Genomic DNA, 16,324 nt, shown 5'->3' with positions numbered 1-16,324 from the left:
TCTTCGTCATCTACCATGTCACACTTGTTCATGAATACGATGATGAATGGTACACCTACCTGACGTGAAAGTAGGATGTGCTCACGAGTTTGTGGCATTGGGCCGTCTGTAGAAGCTACTACTAGGATAGCGCCGTCCATCTGTGCAGCACCAGTGATCATGTTTTTAACATAATCCGCGTGACCTGGGCAGTCTACGTGTGCGTAGTGACGTGAAGGAGTGTCATATTCGATGTGAGAAGTATTAATTGTAATACCACGCTCACGCTCTTCTGGAGCGTTATCGATTTGTGCGAAATCACGTGCTTCACCACCGTAAGTCTTGGTTAATACGTGAGAGATAGCAGCAGTTAGAGTTGTTTTACCATGGTCAACGTGACCGATGGTACCAACGTTAACATGGGGTTTACTACGTTCAAATTTTTCTTTAGCCACGATATATTCCTTTCTTTTCAGAAATGCCCAGCGTTGCTGAGCTATAGCATTCAATATGAGTTATAGACTACTTTGCGCTTATCCGCGCGCATCTATAACTGATTTTGCAACGTTCTGCGGTGCATCGGCGTATTTCAAGAACTCCATAGAGTAAGAAGCACGGCCTTGAGTGGCACTACGTAGGTCAGTTGCGTACCCAAACATTTCAGATAGAGGTACTACGGCATGAACAAGTTTGACGCCGCCAATGCCGTCGTCCATTCCTTCGATCAAGCCACGACGTCTGTTTAAGTCACCAACAACATCGCCCATATAGTCTTCAGGAGTGGTTACTTCAACCTTCATACAAGGTTCGAGTAACGCAGGGTCAGCTTCTAGCGCACCCTTCTTGAAACCCATTGAGCCAGCAACTTTAAATGCCATCTCGTTTGAATCGACATCATGATATGAGCCGTCATACAGAGTGACTTTAACGTCTAGTACAGGGAAGCCAGCAAGTACGCCGTTCTTCATCTGCTCTTGAATACCTTTATCTACTGCAGGGATGTATTCTCTTGGAACTACACCACCAACAATCTCGTTGACAAATTCGTACCCAAAACCTTCTTCTTGAGGTTCTAGTCTCAACCATACGTGACCGAATTGACCTCGACCACCTGATTGACGTACGAACTTACCTTCAACTTCTACACTAGAGCGAATAGTCTCACGATATGCTACTTGTGGTTTACCCACGTTACACTCAACACTAAATTCGCGACGCATACGGTCGACGATAATATCTAAGTGTAATTCACCCATGCCTGAGATCAGTGTTTGACCAGACTCTTCGTTGGTCTCAACACGGAACGATGGATCTTCGGCTGCGAGTTTTTGCAGCGCAATGGCCATCTTCTCTTGGTCGGCTTGGGATCTTGGTTCCACAGCAATCGTGATAACGGGCTCAGGAAACTCCATACGTTCGAGAATAACTTTATGGTCAGAATCGCAAAGTGTGTCACCAGTAGTGACATCTTTTAGACCAATAGCTGCCGCGATGTCGCCAGCGCGCACTTCTTTGATCTCTTTTCGGTCATTTGCATGCATTTGCACCATACGACCAATACGTTCACGCTTCTGTTTCACAGAGTTATACACGCCAGAACCGGTTTCCAATACGCCTGAATAAACACGCATAAAGGTCAATGTTCCAACGAATGGGTCTGTTGCGATTTTAAATGCCAATGCTGAGAATGGCGCGTTGTCGTCCGCAGGACGTTCAACTTCATTCTCTTTGTCATCAATCCCTTTAATTGCAGGAACTTCGACTGGCGATGGTAAATAATCGACAACAGCGTCGAGTACGGCTTGTACACCTTTGTTCTTAAATGCAGAACCACAGGTTGCTAGCACGATCTCATTAGCTAGAGTTCGTTGACGTAATGCCGCTTTGATCTCTTCTTCTGATAACTCGCCCTCTTCGAGGTACTTGTCCATCAGTTCTTCCGAGGCTTCAGCCGCACTTTCAACAAGATACTCACGCATTTCAGCAGCTTTATCAGCTAGATTTGCGGGGATATCTTCATAAGTGAAAGTAGTACCTTGATCAACTTCGCTCCAGTTAATGGCTTTCATCTTGATCAAGTCAACGACACCGGTAAACTCTTCTTCTGCACCAATATTCATTTGAATCGGTACACAAGTCGCTCCCAGACGGTTACGTATCTGTCCTACGACGCGGTCAAAGTCTGCACCTGCGCGGTCCATCTTATTGACGAACACTAGGCGCGGTACATGGTACTTATCCGCTTGACGCCATACAGTTTCGGACTGAGGTTCAACACCAGATGAACCACAGAATACGACAACTGCGCCATCAAGGACACGCAGAGAACGCTCAACTTCAATAGTGAAGTCAACGTGGCCTGGAGTATCGATGATATTAATACGGTGCTCAGTGAACTGTGCATCCATACCGCGCCAGAAGGTCGTTGTAGCAGCAGAGGTAATTGTAATACCGCGCTCCTGCTCCTGTTCCATCCAATCCATGGTGGCTGCGCCATCATGAACTTCACCGATCTTATGAGACATACCGGTGTAGAACAGTACTCGTTCTGTTGTTGTGGTCTTTCCTGCGTCAACGTGAGCACAGATACCGATATTGCGGTAGCGCTCAATAGGAGTTGTACGAGCCACGATTAAACCCTCTTTACTAAGGTAATCACCTTAGCGATGTAAAACATGGTGCAGGCAAAAGCCTGCACCAAAAGATTACCAGCGGTAATGAGCGAACGCTTTGTTCGCTTCTGCCATACGATGCACGTCTTCGCGCTTCTTAACAGCAGTTCCTTTATTTTCGGAAGCATCTAGCATTTCACCTGCTAGACGTAGAGCCATAGATTTTTCACCACGCTTACGAGCAGCTTCAACTAACCAGCGCATCGCTAGTGCGTTACGACGCACAGGACGAACTTCACATGGTACCTGGTAAGTAGAACCACCAACACGACGAGATTTAACCTCGACAGTTGGGCGAACGTTATCCAGGGCTGCTTCAAGGATCACTAGGTGCTCTTCGCCTTTTTTCTCAGCGACAACATCTAATGCCTTGTAAATGATTTTTTCTGCAGTCGACTTTTTGCCGTCCTGCATAATGACGTTGATGAACTTAGCCAACAACTCACTATGAAATTTTGGATCTGGTAGGATTTTACGTTGTCCTACAACGCGACGTCTTGGCATAACAATTTCTCCGTATGCTTCAGGGACCCCAAAACTGGAATCTCAATATCTCTCTAGCTTGGCCTTACTTAACGGAAAACGTTAAGACTTAGGACGCTTAGCTCCGTACTTAGAACGTCCTTGACGACGCTCACTAACACCAGCACAGTCTAATGCGCCACGAACAGTGTGATAACGAACACCAGGTAAGTCTTTAACACGACCACCACGGATTAGAATCACGCTGTGCTCCTGCAGGTTGTGGCCTTCACCGCCGATGTACGAAGTTACTTCGAAACCGTTAGTTAGACGCACACGAGCTACTTTACGTAGTGCAGAGTTAGGTTTTTTTGGTGTGGTTGTGTATACGCGAGTACAAACACCACGTTTTTGTGGACACGCATTCAACGCTGGCACAGCAGTCTTAATGACTTTTGGCGAGCGAGGCTTACGTACCAACTGGTTTACAGTTGCCATGTATAGCTCCGAATCAGTTGATAAACTCAACAGTAAGGTGTGAAAAATCTATATCCCACAGGTGTGGGACGCGAAATTTTAGAAAGGTAATAGGTCGCTGTCAAGAAATAGCCAACTTTTTACCCAATTTAACTAAAAAAAAGGCACCTAAGGTGCCTTTTTTACAATCTATTTACGTTTAAGCGCTATTTATTCAGCACTTCCCGCTAGATTGAGAAGATCAGCCAAGTTCTGCTCTGCTTCACTTGCGCTAATGGTCGGTGCTTCTTCAGCTTGACCTTTAGCACCCGCTTGGTTGCGGTTAGTGTGGTACGCGTAACCTGTACCTGCAGGGATCAGACGACCAACGATAACGTTCTCTTTCAGTCCACGTAGCTTATCGCTCTTACCGCCGACGGCAGCTTCAGTCAATACGCGAGTGGTTTCCTGGAACGATGCTGCTGAAATGAATGATTCAGTTGCAAGCGATGCTTTAGTGATACCCAGTAGTTCACGTTCGAACTTAGCAGGTGCTTTGCCTTGGGCTTCAAGTTCGCGGTTAGCGATCTTAACGCGAGACACTTCAACTTGCTCACCTGGTAGGAATTCACTATCACCAGACTCAGTGATTTCACACTTACGTAGCATCTGACGGATAATCACTTCGATGTGCTTATCGTTAATCTTTACACCCTGTAGACGGTAAACGTCTTGGACTTCGTTAACGATGTAGTTAGCCACTTTGTGAATACCACGTAAACGTAGGATATCGTGTGCTGCTTCTGGACCATCAGCGATAACTTCACCACGTTCGACTTTTTCACCCTCGAACACGTTTAGGTTACGCCACTTAGGAATCATCTCTTCATATGGCTTTCCACCATCAGCAGGCGTGATCACTAGACGACGCTTACCTTTGGTTTCTTTACCAAACGAGATAGTACCTGAGTATTCTGCAAGAATTGCAGGCTCTTTTGGCTTACGCGCTTCGAACAAGTCAGCAACGCGCGGTAGACCACCGGTAATATCGCGTGTCTTAGACGATTCTTGTGGAATACGTGCTAACGCGTCACCAACATTAATTGGTGCATTATCGTCTTGGTTTACAATCGCCTTACCTGGTAAGAAGTATTGCGCAGGTACTTCAGTACCTGGGATCATCAAGTCGTTGCCATCGGCACCCACTAGACGGATCGCTGGACGCATCTCTTTACCTGCAGATGGACGTTGACCCACATCCAATACAACAATTGAAGACAGACCGGTCAGTTCATCTGTTTGACGTGTCATGGTGACACCGTCAATCATATCAACGAACTTGATGCTACCTGCTACTTCAGAAACGATTGGGTGAGTATGCGGATCCCAGTTAGCGATGATATCACCAGCGTTAACTGCAGCATCTTCTAGTTTCTCAAGAATGGTACCGTATGGCACTTTGTAACGTTCTTTCTCACGACCCAGCTCATCAATAACAGCCAGCTCAGATGAACGAGAAACAATAACCAGTTTACCTTCACTGTTAGTAACGTGTTTAGCGTTATGCAGTTTAAGCGTACCAGCATTCTTAACTTGAACGTTGTTTTCAGCAGATGCTCTAGATGCTGCACCACCAATGTGGAAGGTACGCATCGTAAGCTGTGTACCCGGCTCACCAATTGACTGAGCAGCAACAACACCGATAGCTTCACCTTGGTTAATGATATGACCACGTGCCAGGTCACGACCATAACAAGCAGCACACACACCAAAGTCGGTATCACAGCTAATAACAGAACGTACAATCACTTCATCGATTGAATGCTCTTCTAGCTTGTCACACCATGCTTCATCAAGCAGCGTGTTACGCGGTGCAAGTACATCTTCAGTACCTGGATAATAAACATCCTCAGCAACCACACGACCCAATACGCGTTCACGTAATGGCTCAACAACGTCACCACCTTCAATCAGCGGCTTCATAGTTAGACCTTCGTGAGTACCACAATCGTCTTCGATAACCACTAGATCTTGTGCAACGTCTACTAGACGACGAGTTAGGTAACCCGAGTTCGCAGTCTTAAGTGCCGTATCCGCAAGACCCTTACGCGCACCGTGAGTAGAGATAAAGTACTGCAGTACGTTTAGACCTTCACGGAAGTTAGCCGTAATTGGGGTTTCGATGATTGAGCCATCTGGCTTAGCCATCAGACCACGCATACCCGCTAGCTGACGAATCTGTGCCGCACTACCACGAGCGCCAGAGTCGGCCATCATGTAGATGCTGTTGAAAGAAGCTTGTGTTTCTTCTTCACCATCACGGTTAATCACTGTCTCAGTAGACAGGTTATCCATCATAGCTTTAGACACTTTTTCGTTGGCGCTTGCCCAGATATCGATAACCTTGTTATAACGCTCACCGGCGGTAACAAGACCCGACTGGAACTGCTCCTGAATCTCAAGTACTTCAGCTTCTGCATCAGCAACAAGTGTGTACTTCTCATCAGGGATAACCATATCGTTGATACCTACAGAGGCACCCGATACCGTCGCAAAGTGGAAACCGGTATACATCAATTGGTCAGCAAAGATAACTGTATCTTTAAGACCTAGTTGACGATAACAGGTGTTCAACAATTTAGAGATCTGCTTCTTACCCATGTTTTGGTTAACCAAATCATAAGATAAGCCTTTAGGCAGAACTTGAGATAGCAATGCACGACCAACAGTAGTATCAACGATACGACGTGCTTCAGTGCGGTTACCATTCTCATCAATCGTTGTTTCTGTAATACGAACCTTCACGCGAGCATGCAGCTCAGCAAAACCAGTTCGGTAAGCCTTTTCAACTTCAGCAACTGATTCGAAGGCCATACCTTCACCTTTACCGTTAATACATTCACGGCTGGTGTAGTACAGACCCAATACAACGTCCTGTGACGGTGTGATCACCGGTTCACCGTTTGCAGGTGAAAGGATGTTGTTGGTAGACATCATTAACGAGCGTGCTTCTAACTGTGCTTCTAAAGTTAGTGGCACGTGAACAGCCATTTGGTCACCATCGAAGTCAGCGTTGTACGCCGCACAAACGAGTGGATGAAGCTGAATCGCCTTACCTTCAATCAGTACAGGTTCGAACGCCTGGATACCTAGTCTGTGCAGTGTTGGTGCACGGTTAAGCATCACTGGATGTTCGCGGATCACGTCATCTAAAACGTCCCATACTTCAGGTACTTCACGCTCAACCATCTTCTTAGCAGCTTTAATGGTGGTAGCTAGACCACGACCTTCAAGCTTGCCGTAGATAAATGGTTTGAATAGCTCAAGTGCCATCTTCTTAGGAAGACCACACTGATGTAAACGTAGAGTAGGACCTACGGTAATTACCGAACGACCAGAATAGTCAACACGCTTACCAAGTAGGTTCTGACGGAAACGACCTTGCTTACCTTTGATCATATCGGCCAAAGATTTAAGCGGACGCTTGTTAGAACCCGTAATAGCACGACCACGACGACCGTTATCTAAAAGTGCATCGACAGACTCTTGCAACATACGTTTTTCGTTACGTACGATGATATCTGGAGCAGCTAGGTCTAATAGACGCTTTAGACGGTTGTTACGGTTGATCACACGACGGTAAAGGTCGTTCAAATCAGACGTAGCAAAACGACCGCCATCTAGTGGAACTAGAGGACGTAGATCAGGTGGCAGAACCGGTAGCACTTTAAGGATCATCCATTCTGGTTTGTTACCAGATTGGAAGAAGGCCTCAATAAGCTTAAGACGCTTAGTGATCTTCTTACGACGAGTCTCTGAATTGATTGATGGCAACTCTTCACGCATCATCTCAATTTCTTTCTCAAGATCGATAGCACGTAGCAATTCTAGAACTGCTTCAGCACCCATCTTAGCTTCAAACTCATCGCCATACTCTTCGAGTGCGTCGAGGTAGTTTTCTTCAGTTAGCATTTGGCCGCGCTCAAGACTGGTCATGCCAGGCTCGATCACAACAAATGATTCGAAGTAAAGTACACGCTCGATATCACGCAGAGTCATATCTAGCATCAAACCGATACGGGACGGTAATGATTTCAAGAACCAAATATGTGCTACTGGGCTAGCAAGATCGATGTGACCCATACGCTCACGACGTACTTTAGTCTGGGTAACTTCTACGCCACACTTTTCACAGATCACACCACGATGCTTAAGGCGCTTATACTTGCCACATAAACATTCGTAATCTTTCACAGGACCAAAAATACGCGCACAGAATAAGCCTTCACGCTCAGGCTTAAAGGTACGGTAGTTAATGGTTTCTGGCTTCTTAACTTCACCAAATGACCAAGAGCGGATCAGATCTGGCGACGCTAGGCCGATCTTGATACCTTCAAATTCTTCAGTCTTGCTTTGCTGTTTCAGAAACTTTAATAAGTCTTTCACGTTTCTCTCCTGAAGGAGTTAAACCGGGTGCTCCGCTCACGCAGAGCACCATTTATTGCCAAATATTGGCGTTGCCTTAGTCTTACTCTTGATCCAATTCGATATTAATACCGAGTGAACGGATCTCCTTCAGCAATACGTTGAAGGACTCTGGCATACCTGGCTGCATCTGATGGTTACCGTCGACGATGTTCTTATACATCTGAGTACGACCGTTAACGTCATCCGACTTAACAGTAAGCATCTCTTGTAGAGTGTAAGCGGCACCGTATGCTTCAAGTGCCCATACTTCCATCTCACCGAAACGCTGACCACCAAACTGAGCTTTACCGCCCAGAGGCTGCTGAGTAACAAGACTGTAAGAACCTGTTGAACGCGCGTGCATCTTATCGTCAACCAAGTGGTTAAGTTTAAGCATGTACATGTAACCTACGGTTACTGGACGTTCAAATTGGTTACCGGTACGACCATCAAACAGAGTACGTTGTCCAGAAGTTGGGAGACCCGCTAAATCTAGCATCTCTTTAATTTCTTTCTCTTTCGCACCGTCGAATGCTGGAGTCGCAGTCGGGATACCGCCTTTTAGGTTCTTCGCAAGACGAATAATTTCTTCATCGGTAAATGAATCGATATCAACACGTTGTTTAACGTCTTCACCCAACTCATAAACTTGCTTGATGTAGTTGCGAAGTTCTGCAAGTTCGCGCTGCTCTTCAAGCATAGCAGTGATACGATCACCGATACCTTTAGCTGCAGCACCTAAATGCACTTCAAGAACCTGACCGATGTTCATACGAGATGGTACACCTAGTGGGTTCAATACGATATCCACTGGGTTGCCGTTTTCGTCGTATGGCATATCTTCAACAGGGTTAATCTTAGAGATAACACCCTTGTTACCATGACGACCCGCCATCTTATCACCAGGCTGGATAGTACGTTTAACTGCAAGGTAGACCTTAACAATCTTCAGTACGCCAGGTGCTAAGTCATCACCTTGGGTGATCTTACGACGTTTGATCTCGAACTTCTTATCGAAGTCAGCTTTTAACTCTTCATGCTGTTCAGCAAGTTGCTCAAGCTCTGTTTGCTTAGCTTCGTCATCAATGCTTTGTACAAGCAATTGTGGACGAGGTAATGCATTAAGCTCAGCTTCGCTGAAACCAGCACCTAGCAGTAGGTTAAATGCACGGCCAAAGACACCTTCTTCAAGGATCTTGAACTCTTCGGTCAGGTCTTTCTTAGCCTGAGCGATATGCATTTCTTCAATTTCTACTGCACGCTTATCTTTTTCAACGCCGTCACGGGTAAATACCTGAACGTCGATGATGGTACCTTTAACAGAGTTAGGTACACGTAGAGAGCTATCTTTAACATCAGATGCTTTTTCACCGAAGATAGCACGCAATAGCTTCTCTTCTGGCGTCAGCTGAGTTTCACCCTTAGGTGTTACTTTACCAACTAGGATGTCGCCACCCTTAACTTCAGCACCAATGTAAACGATACCTGATTCATCTAGCTTAGAAAGCGCAGACTCACCTACGTTTGGAATATCGGCAGTGATCTCTTCGCTACCCAACTTAGTATCACGAGCAATACATGAAAGCTCTTGAATGTGGATAGTGGTAAAACGATCCTCTTGCGCTACGCGCTCAGAGATTAAGATCGAATCCTCGAAGTTGTAACCGTTCCAAGGCATGAAAGCGATACGCATATTCTGACCAAGAGCCAAATCACCTAAATCGGTAGATGGGCCATCGGCAAGCACGTCACCACGTACAACTGGGTCGCCAACACTGCAACATGGACGTTGGTTAATACAGGTGTTCTGGTTAGAACGTGTGTATTTAGTCAAGTTGTAGATATCGATACCCGCTTCACCTGGAGTCAGCTCAGCTTCGTTCACCTTAACAACGATACGGCTTGCATCAACGTAGTCTACATAACCGCCACGCTTAGCAGCGACAACTACACCTGAGTCAACAGCCAATGTGCGTTCGATACCAGTACCTACTAATGGCTTATCAGCCTTAAGTGTTGGTACCGCTTGACGTTGCATGTTTGCACCCATCAATGCACGGTTTGCATCATCGTGTTCTAGGAATGGAATCAGTGATGCCGCAACAGAAATAATCTGTTGAGGTGATACGTCCATATATTGAACATCCGCAGCACGCATAAAGGTCGATTCACCTTTATGACGACAAGCAATCTGCTCTTCAACCATACGGCCATCGGCATCAACTTCGATATTCGCCTGTGCGATCACATAACGGCCTTCTTCGATTGCTGATAGGTAATCAACCTGATCAGTAATCACACCATCAACAACCTTACGGTATGGTGTTTCAAGGAAGCCATAAGAGTTAGTGCGCGCAAAGCTTGCTAACGAGTTAATTAGACCAATGTTTGGACCTTCAGGAGTCTCAATTGGACATAGACGACCATAGTGAGTTGGATGAACGTCTCGAACCTCGAAACCTGCACGCTCACGAGTCAAACCACCAGGACCAAGAGCCGAAATACGACGCTTATGAGTCACTTCTGATAGTGGGTTGTTTTGATCCATGAACTGAGACAGCTGAGAAGAACCGAAGAACTCTTTAACTGCTGCAGAGATCGGCTTAGCATTGATCAGATCTTGTGGCATTAGCTCGTTAAGATCGCCAAGGCTTAAACGCTCACGTACTGCACGCTCAACACGCACTAGACCAACGCGGAATTGGTTTTCAGCCATTTCACCGACGCTACGAATACGACGGTTACCCAAGTGATCGATATCATCCACTTCATCATTACCGTTACGGATCTTGATGATGTTTTGCATTACTGCAACGATATCGTCTTTGGTTAAGATGCCTGCCCCTTCGTCTTCTTCAATACCAAGACGACGGTTGAACTTCATACGACCCACTTTAGATAGGTCATAACGCTCTTCGCTGAAGAATAAGTTCTGGAATAATGCTTCGGCAGCATCTTTGGTTGGTGGCTCACCAGGACGCATCATACGATAGATCTCAACTAGCGCTTCTAGGCGGTTAGTTGTTGGATCGATACGTAATGTGTCAGAGATATAAGCACCGTGATCAAGCTCGTTGATAAACAGGGTGTCGATCTCTTTGATGTCTGCCATAGAAAGCTTAGCAAGATCTTCTAGGCTGATTTCAGCGTTAGCAGAAACCAATACTTCGCCTGTATCTGGGTCGATATAGTCTTGTGCAGCAATCTTGCCTGAAATGTACTCAACTGGTACTTCAAGTTCGGTAGTATTAGTTTTTTCTAGCTGACGAATGTGACGCGCAGTAATACGACGTCCTTTCTCAACTAGGATATTACCTTCCGCATCTTTAATATCGTAACTTGCCGTTTCACCACGTAGGCGATCAGCAACAAGCTCCATTACTAAAGCATCAGCTTTGATCTTGTACTTAACACGTTCGAAGAACAGATCAAGGATATCTTGCGTCGAGTAATCGAGTGCACGCAGAATGATACTCGCCGCTAACTTACGACGACGGTCAATACGTACAAACAAAGCATCTTTTGGATCAAATTCGAAATCTAACCATGAACCACGGTAAGGAATAATACGTGCGTTATACAGCACCTTACCAGAAGAGTGGGTCTTACCACGGTCGTGATCGAAGAAAACACCAGGGCTACGGTGTAACTGAGAAACGATTACACGCTCAGTACCGTTGATAACGAAGGTGCCGTTGTCAGTCATTAGAGGGATATCCCCCATATAGACTTCTTGTTCTTTAATGTCTTTAACTGTGCCAGGCGCAGCTTCACGATCATACAGAACCATACGTAACTTAACACGTAGTGGCGCAGAGTATGTAACACCGCGAATTTGACACTCTTTCACATCAAAAACTGGCTCACCTAGCTTATAGCTGACATATTGCAGCTCTGAATTACCAGAAAAGCTCTTGATGGGAAAAACGCTACGGAAAGCGGCTTCTAAACCACGCTCGCCTGTAGGATCTTGATCGGTGAACTTCTTAAAGGAGTCCAACTGGATTGACAGCAGGTAAGGGATATCCAAAACTTGTGGACGCTTACCAAAGTCTTTGCGAATACGCTTCTTTTCAGAATAGGAGTAAACCATGGGTTTCCTCTGATTGCGAGATGTGACCAAGACTGAATCAACGCTAAGTGGTTGAAACAGCACGTTTGCCCATCACCGTTGAAAGCAAGAACCTAACCAGTAATCTCTGCTAGGAACTGCGAAATCTGGCGACAAACGGTGAATAAAAAATCGCCTACGCTTACAGCGCAAAAAAGGCCGACGATTAAAAAACCGCCAGCCCCTCCACCCGATCACTCGGGAGGGTGTAAGTTAGAGTATAACTTACTTGATCTCTACTGCAGCACCAGCTGCTTCAAGTTCAGTCTTAAGCGCTTCAGCTTCTTCTTTAGAGATAGCTTCTTTAACTGCTACTGGAGCAGATTCAGCCATACCTTTAGCTTCTTTCAGGCCTAGACCTGTAGCGCCACGAAGTGCTTTAATTACTGCAACTTTGTTGTCGCCGTGAGAAGTAAGAATTACGTCGAATTCTGTTTTCTCTTCAGCAGCAGCAGCTTCGCCACCACCAGAAACAACAGCAGCAGCGGCAGATACGCCGAACTTCTCTTCCATTGCTTCGATTAGTTCAACAACTTCCATTACAGACATTGCTGCAAGGGCTTCTAAGATTTGGTCTTTAGTGATAGACATAACAAAAAATTCCTAATTGTACTGAATTCAATTTAATTAAGCGACTTGTAAAATTAAGCAGCTTCTTTCTGATCGCGTAGAGCGGCCAATGTACGAACGAACTTGCCAGCAGATGCTTCTTTTAGAGTCATCATGAACTGAGCTAGTGCTTCTTCGTATGTTGGTAGTTTTGCTAAACGATCAATGTTATCTGCAGGGATTAATTCCCCTTCAAAGGCTGCTGCTTTGATTTCAAATTTCTCTTGCGCTTTAGCGAAATCTTTAAGAAGACGCGCAGCTGCACCTGGGTGCTCGTTAGAGAATGCAATCAAAGTAGGACCAGTAAACGTATCGCTTAGGCACTCAAAAGCAGTACCTTCAACAGCGCGTTTAACTAGAGTGTTACGTACAACTTTAACGTACACACCAGCTTCACGAGCGGCTTTACGAAGACCGGTCATATCACCTACAGTTACACCGCGTGAATCGGCAACAACTGCAGATAAAGCACCTTTGGCAGCTTCGTTGACTTCAGCAACAATCGCTTTTTTGTCTTCGAGTCTTAATGCCATTGGCTTTACTCCTGGATTCAATCTAGGGAATTCCCTAGCAATTACCATACTAAATCAAATGATTTAGTTACTTACGGCGCGAATATCCAGGCAGAATAAATCTATCTGGGGTCCGACACCGTCTACGTAGGAAATTAAGTAGCCTTCTATAGACAACACCTACGGTCTTGGACGTGAACTATCTCAACGAGTGATAATAGTCCTCAACCCACAAAGTGGACGGATTATAAATTAATCCGCCCGCCTTGTAAAACAAGCTTAGTAATTAAGCAGAAGGATTCAGAGTGCTCTGATCAACTGCAACACCTGCACCCATAGTGGTAGAGATGCTTACTTTCTTAACGAAAACGCCTTTAGCTGATGCTGGCTTAGCTTTGATAAGCGCGCCTAATAGAGCATCAAGGTTTTCTTTAAGTTGAACAGTATCGAAATCCACTTTACCAATAGTAGTGTGAATAATACCGTTCTTGTCGTTGCGGTAACGAACTTGACCCGCTTTCGCGTTCTTAACAGCTTCAGCAACGTTTGGCGTTACAGTACCTGTTTTAGGGTTAGGCATTAGACCACGTGGGCCTAAGATTTGACCTAACTGGCCAACAACGCGCATTGCATCTGGAGATGCGATAACTACGTCGAAGTTCATTTCACCAGCTTTAACTTGTGCAGCAAGCTCGTCCATACCAACAAGCTCAGCGCCAGCTTCAGTAGCGGCTTCAGCGTTAGCACCTTGAGTGAATACAGCAACACGTACTTCACGACCAGTACCGTGTGGTAGTACAGTAGCACCACGAACGTTTTGGTCAGATTTACGTGGGTCAACACCTAGGTTAACCGCTACATCAACACTTTCAACGAACTTAGCAGTTGCTAGTTCTTTAAGTAGTGCAACAGCTTCGTTAATGTCGTAGCTCTTAGTTACTTCTACTTTTTCGCGGATCAAACGCGCGCGTTTAGTTAGCTTTGCCATTATATTAATCCTCTACTACCAAACCCATTGAACGCGCAGTACCTTCAATTGAGCGAGTCATCGCTTCAATATCAGCACCAGTCATATCAGCGGCTTTAGTCTCAGCGATTTCCTGGACAGCGCTACGCTTGATAGTTCCCACTTTTTCAGTGTTAGGACGACCTGAACCAGACTTAAGACCAGCTGCTTTAAGCAGTAGGAATGAAGCAGGTGGCGTCTTAGTTTCAAAAGTGAAAGAGCGATCAGTGTAAACAGTGATAACGACAGGAATTGGCATACCTTTCTCGAACTTTTCAGTACGAGCATTGAATGCTTTACAGAATTCCATGATGTTAACACCTTTTTGACCCAATGCAGGACCAACTGGTGGCGACGGGTTTGCAGCACCGGCTGCTACTTGTAGTTTGATGTAACCATCAACTTTCTTTGCCATGAGACATTTCCTCAAGTTTGGGTACAAACGCTAGCGGCGACATGCCGATTAGCTCCCCGAAAATAATGGGTGCGGATTATACAAATAATCCGCACCCATTTCCAATATTTTTGTGCTTTATTTAATCAGCTTTTTTCAATCTGGCTAAAGTCTAGCTCTACAGGCGTTGAACGACCGAAGATCATGACAGATACCTTAACGCGGTTCTTCTCATAATCGACCTCTTCAACAGTACCGTTAAAGTCGGCAAAAGGACCGTCAGTAACACGAACCACTTCACCAGGTTCGAACATAACGCGATGCGTCGGAGACTCTGTAGTTTCTTGCAGACGTTGCAGAATAGCATCGGCTTCACGATCAGAAATTGGAGCTGGACGATCAGAAGTACCACCGATGAAGCCCATCACACGAGGGATGCTCTTCACTAAGTGCCAGCTTTCATCGTTCATTTCCATCTGAACTAATACATAGCCAGGGAAAAATTTACGCTCACTCTTACGACGTTGACCCGCACGCATTTCAACCACTTCTTCAGTAGGTACTAAAACCTCACCGAAGTAGTGTTCCATTTCGTGCATCTTGATGTGTTCAAGCAATGATTTGCATACACGACCTTCATAACCAGAAAAGGCCTGAACCACATACCATCTTTTTTTAGCTTCAGTCATACGAAATGCCTATACGCCCGTAATAAAGTTAACAATTCTCAGCAATACTGCATCCATACCCCAAAGGATAAGTGCCAGTATGCCTGTTGCCGCTAGAACGATAAAAGTCGTATTTAGGGCTTCTTGGCGTGTAGGCCAAACCACTTTACGAACTTCGATATGCGATTCACGAGCAAACGTCAGCGCTTGCTTACCTTTGCTGGTTTGAAGTGCAATAAAGCCCGCTACTGCGAATGCCACTACGACACCGATAGCACGAACCAATACGCTAGCTTCGCTATACATCTGGTTAGCAATAATGGCGGCGGCCAGTAAAATAACTACTATGCCCCATTTCACGATATCCAGAGAACTACCCTGGTTTTCAGTATTTGTTGTCATCGGTTAATTCCGTTACTCACTACGACCTGAGCTTAAGTCTGGCCATCTTATAAATTCTTTATCGCGCAAAGATTATTTTGACCATTCCACTTTAAATCCGAGCTTACCCACTCATAAAGCAAAAAAGTAGCCCAGAGGGTCAAAAATCGGCCATAGATTGTATTCTTATTCGCTGCTGTTGGCAAGGCGACTGCCTTACAGATACTACAAAAATCGATAACTTATATTCAATCTTCAAGGATTAATATAAGTAACTTTTCTCGTAAAACAAAAAAGGCAGCCTAAGCTGCCTTTTTCAGGGTATTGCTAAAATCGATGGCGATTAAGCTACGATTTTCGCTACAACACCTGCACCAACTGTACGGCCACCTTCGCGGATTGCGAAACGTAGACCTTCATCCATCGCGATTGGGCAGATTAGTGTTACTACCATCTTGATGTTGTCACCTGGCATTACCATCTCTACGCCTTCTGGAAGCTCGATAGTACCGGTTACGTCAGTTGTACGGAAGTAGAACTGTGGACGGTAGCCCTTGAAGAATGGAGTGTGACGACCACCCTCTTCTTTTGACAGTACGTATACTTC

Annotated in this window: 12 protein-coding genes and 1 pseudogene; all 13 read right to left on the bottom strand. The window is 45.5% G+C overall.

Going from position 1 to position 16,324, the window contains the following annotated elements; all coding sequences use genetic code 11:
* A partial coding sequence (locus tag L1D21_RS16395) for a GTP-binding protein (protein ID WP_239846326.1) occupies nt 1–434 on the bottom strand: 434 nt, incomplete at its 3' end.
* A gap of 78 nt (nt 435–512) precedes the next feature.
* Complete coding sequence (gene fusA / locus L1D21_RS16390) at nt 513–2,609, bottom strand: elongation factor G (protein WP_239846325.1); 2,097 nt, start codon at nt 2,607–2,609, stop codon at nt 513–515.
* A gap of 75 nt (nt 2,610–2,684) precedes the next feature.
* Nucleotides 2,685–3,155 carry a 30S ribosomal protein S7 gene (gene rpsG, locus L1D21_RS16385; protein WP_239846324.1) on the bottom strand — a complete coding sequence of 157 codons (471 nt, stop codon included), beginning with the start codon at nt 3,153–3,155 and terminating at the stop codon, nt 2,685–2,687.
* 81 nt (nt 3,156–3,236) lie between these two features.
* The gene (gene rpsL, locus L1D21_RS16380) at nt 3,237–3,611 is read right to left on the bottom strand and encodes a 30S ribosomal protein S12 (RefSeq protein ID WP_069670836.1); all 375 of its coding nucleotides are present in this window, start codon (nt 3,609–3,611) and stop codon (nt 3,237–3,239) included.
* A gap of 189 nt (nt 3,612–3,800) precedes the next feature.
* Nucleotides 3,801–8,015, bottom strand: coding sequence for a DNA-directed RNA polymerase subunit beta' (rpoC, locus tag L1D21_RS16375; protein WP_239846323.1), 4,215 nt, complete (start codon nt 8,013–8,015; stop codon nt 3,801–3,803).
* Between the two features lie 82 nt (nt 8,016–8,097).
* On the bottom strand, nt 8,098–12,129 hold the full coding sequence (gene rpoB, locus L1D21_RS16370) for a DNA-directed RNA polymerase subunit beta (protein WP_239846322.1): 4,032 nt from the start codon (nt 12,127–12,129) through the stop codon (nt 8,098–8,100).
* A 243-nt stretch (nt 12,130–12,372) separates the two neighbouring features.
* On the bottom strand, nt 12,373–12,738 hold the full coding sequence (gene rplL, locus L1D21_RS16365; RefSeq protein WP_028767981.1) for a 50S ribosomal protein L7/L12: 366 nt from the start codon (nt 12,736–12,738) through the stop codon (nt 12,373–12,375).
* A gap of 53 nt (nt 12,739–12,791) precedes the next feature.
* On the bottom strand, nt 12,792–13,289 hold the full coding sequence (rplJ, locus tag L1D21_RS16360) for a 50S ribosomal protein L10 (RefSeq protein ID WP_239846321.1): 498 nt from the start codon (nt 13,287–13,289) through the stop codon (nt 12,792–12,794).
* A 265-nt stretch (nt 13,290–13,554) separates the two neighbouring features.
* Nucleotides 13,555–14,256 (bottom strand): 50S ribosomal protein L1, encoded by a 702-nt coding sequence (gene rplA / locus L1D21_RS16355; protein ID WP_239846320.1) that lies wholly within the window; start codon nt 14,254–14,256, stop codon nt 13,555–13,557.
* A gap of 4 nt (nt 14,257–14,260) precedes the next feature.
* A complete protein-coding gene (gene rplK, locus L1D21_RS16350) occupies nt 14,261–14,689 on the bottom strand; it encodes a 50S ribosomal protein L11 (RefSeq protein ID WP_011863956.1) in 429 nt (142 codons plus the stop codon).
* Between the two features lie 125 nt (nt 14,690–14,814).
* On the bottom strand, nt 14,815–15,357 hold the full coding sequence (gene nusG / locus L1D21_RS16345) for a transcription termination/antitermination protein NusG (RefSeq protein WP_239846319.1): 543 nt from the start codon (nt 15,355–15,357) through the stop codon (nt 14,815–14,817).
* Between the two features lie 9 nt (nt 15,358–15,366).
* Nucleotides 15,367–15,738, bottom strand: coding sequence for a preprotein translocase subunit SecE (gene secE / locus L1D21_RS16340; protein ID WP_239846318.1), 372 nt, complete (start codon nt 15,736–15,738; stop codon nt 15,367–15,369).
* A gap of 322 nt (nt 15,739–16,060) precedes the next feature.
* Nucleotides 16,061–16,324 (bottom strand): annotated as a pseudogene (tuf, locus tag L1D21_RS16335) (elongation factor Tu); the annotation flags it as partial.

Source organism: Shewanella sp. Isolate11, from assembly GCF_022398315.1.
Classification (GTDB): Bacteria; Pseudomonadota; Gammaproteobacteria; order Enterobacterales; family Shewanellaceae; genus Shewanella.
This window is presented reverse-complemented; position numbering and strand designations above follow the sequence as displayed.

Coding starts and splice junctions, on each gene's coding strand:
- rpsG (WP_239846324.1), bottom strand. CDS start 3,155: ATGCCAAGACGTCGCGTTGTAGGACAACGTAAAATCCTACCAGATCCA.
- rpsL (WP_069670836.1), bottom strand. CDS start 3,611: ATGGCAACTGTAAACCAGTTGGTACGTAAGCCTCGCTCGCCAAAAGTC.
- rpoB (WP_239846322.1), bottom strand. CDS start 12,129: ATGGTTTACTCCTATTCTGAAAAGAAGCGTATTCGCAAAGACTTTGGT.
- rplL (WP_028767981.1), bottom strand. CDS start 12,738: ATGTCTATCACTAAAGACCAAATCTTAGAAGCCCTTGCAGCAATGTCT.
- rplJ (WP_239846321.1), bottom strand. CDS start 13,289: ATGGCATTAAGACTCGAAGACAAAAAAGCGATTGTTGCTGAAGTCAAC.
- rplA (WP_239846320.1), bottom strand. CDS start 14,256: ATGGCAAAGCTAACTAAACGCGCGCGTTTGATCCGCGAAAAAGTAGAA.
- rplK (WP_011863956.1), bottom strand. CDS start 14,689: ATGGCAAAGAAAGTTGATGGTTACATCAAACTACAAGTAGCAGCCGGT.
- nusG (WP_239846319.1), bottom strand. CDS start 15,357: ATGACTGAAGCTAAAAAAAGATGGTATGTGGTTCAGGCCTTTTCTGGT.
- secE (WP_239846318.1), bottom strand. CDS start 15,738: ATGACAACAAATACTGAAAACCAGGGTAGTTCTCTGGATATCGTGAAA.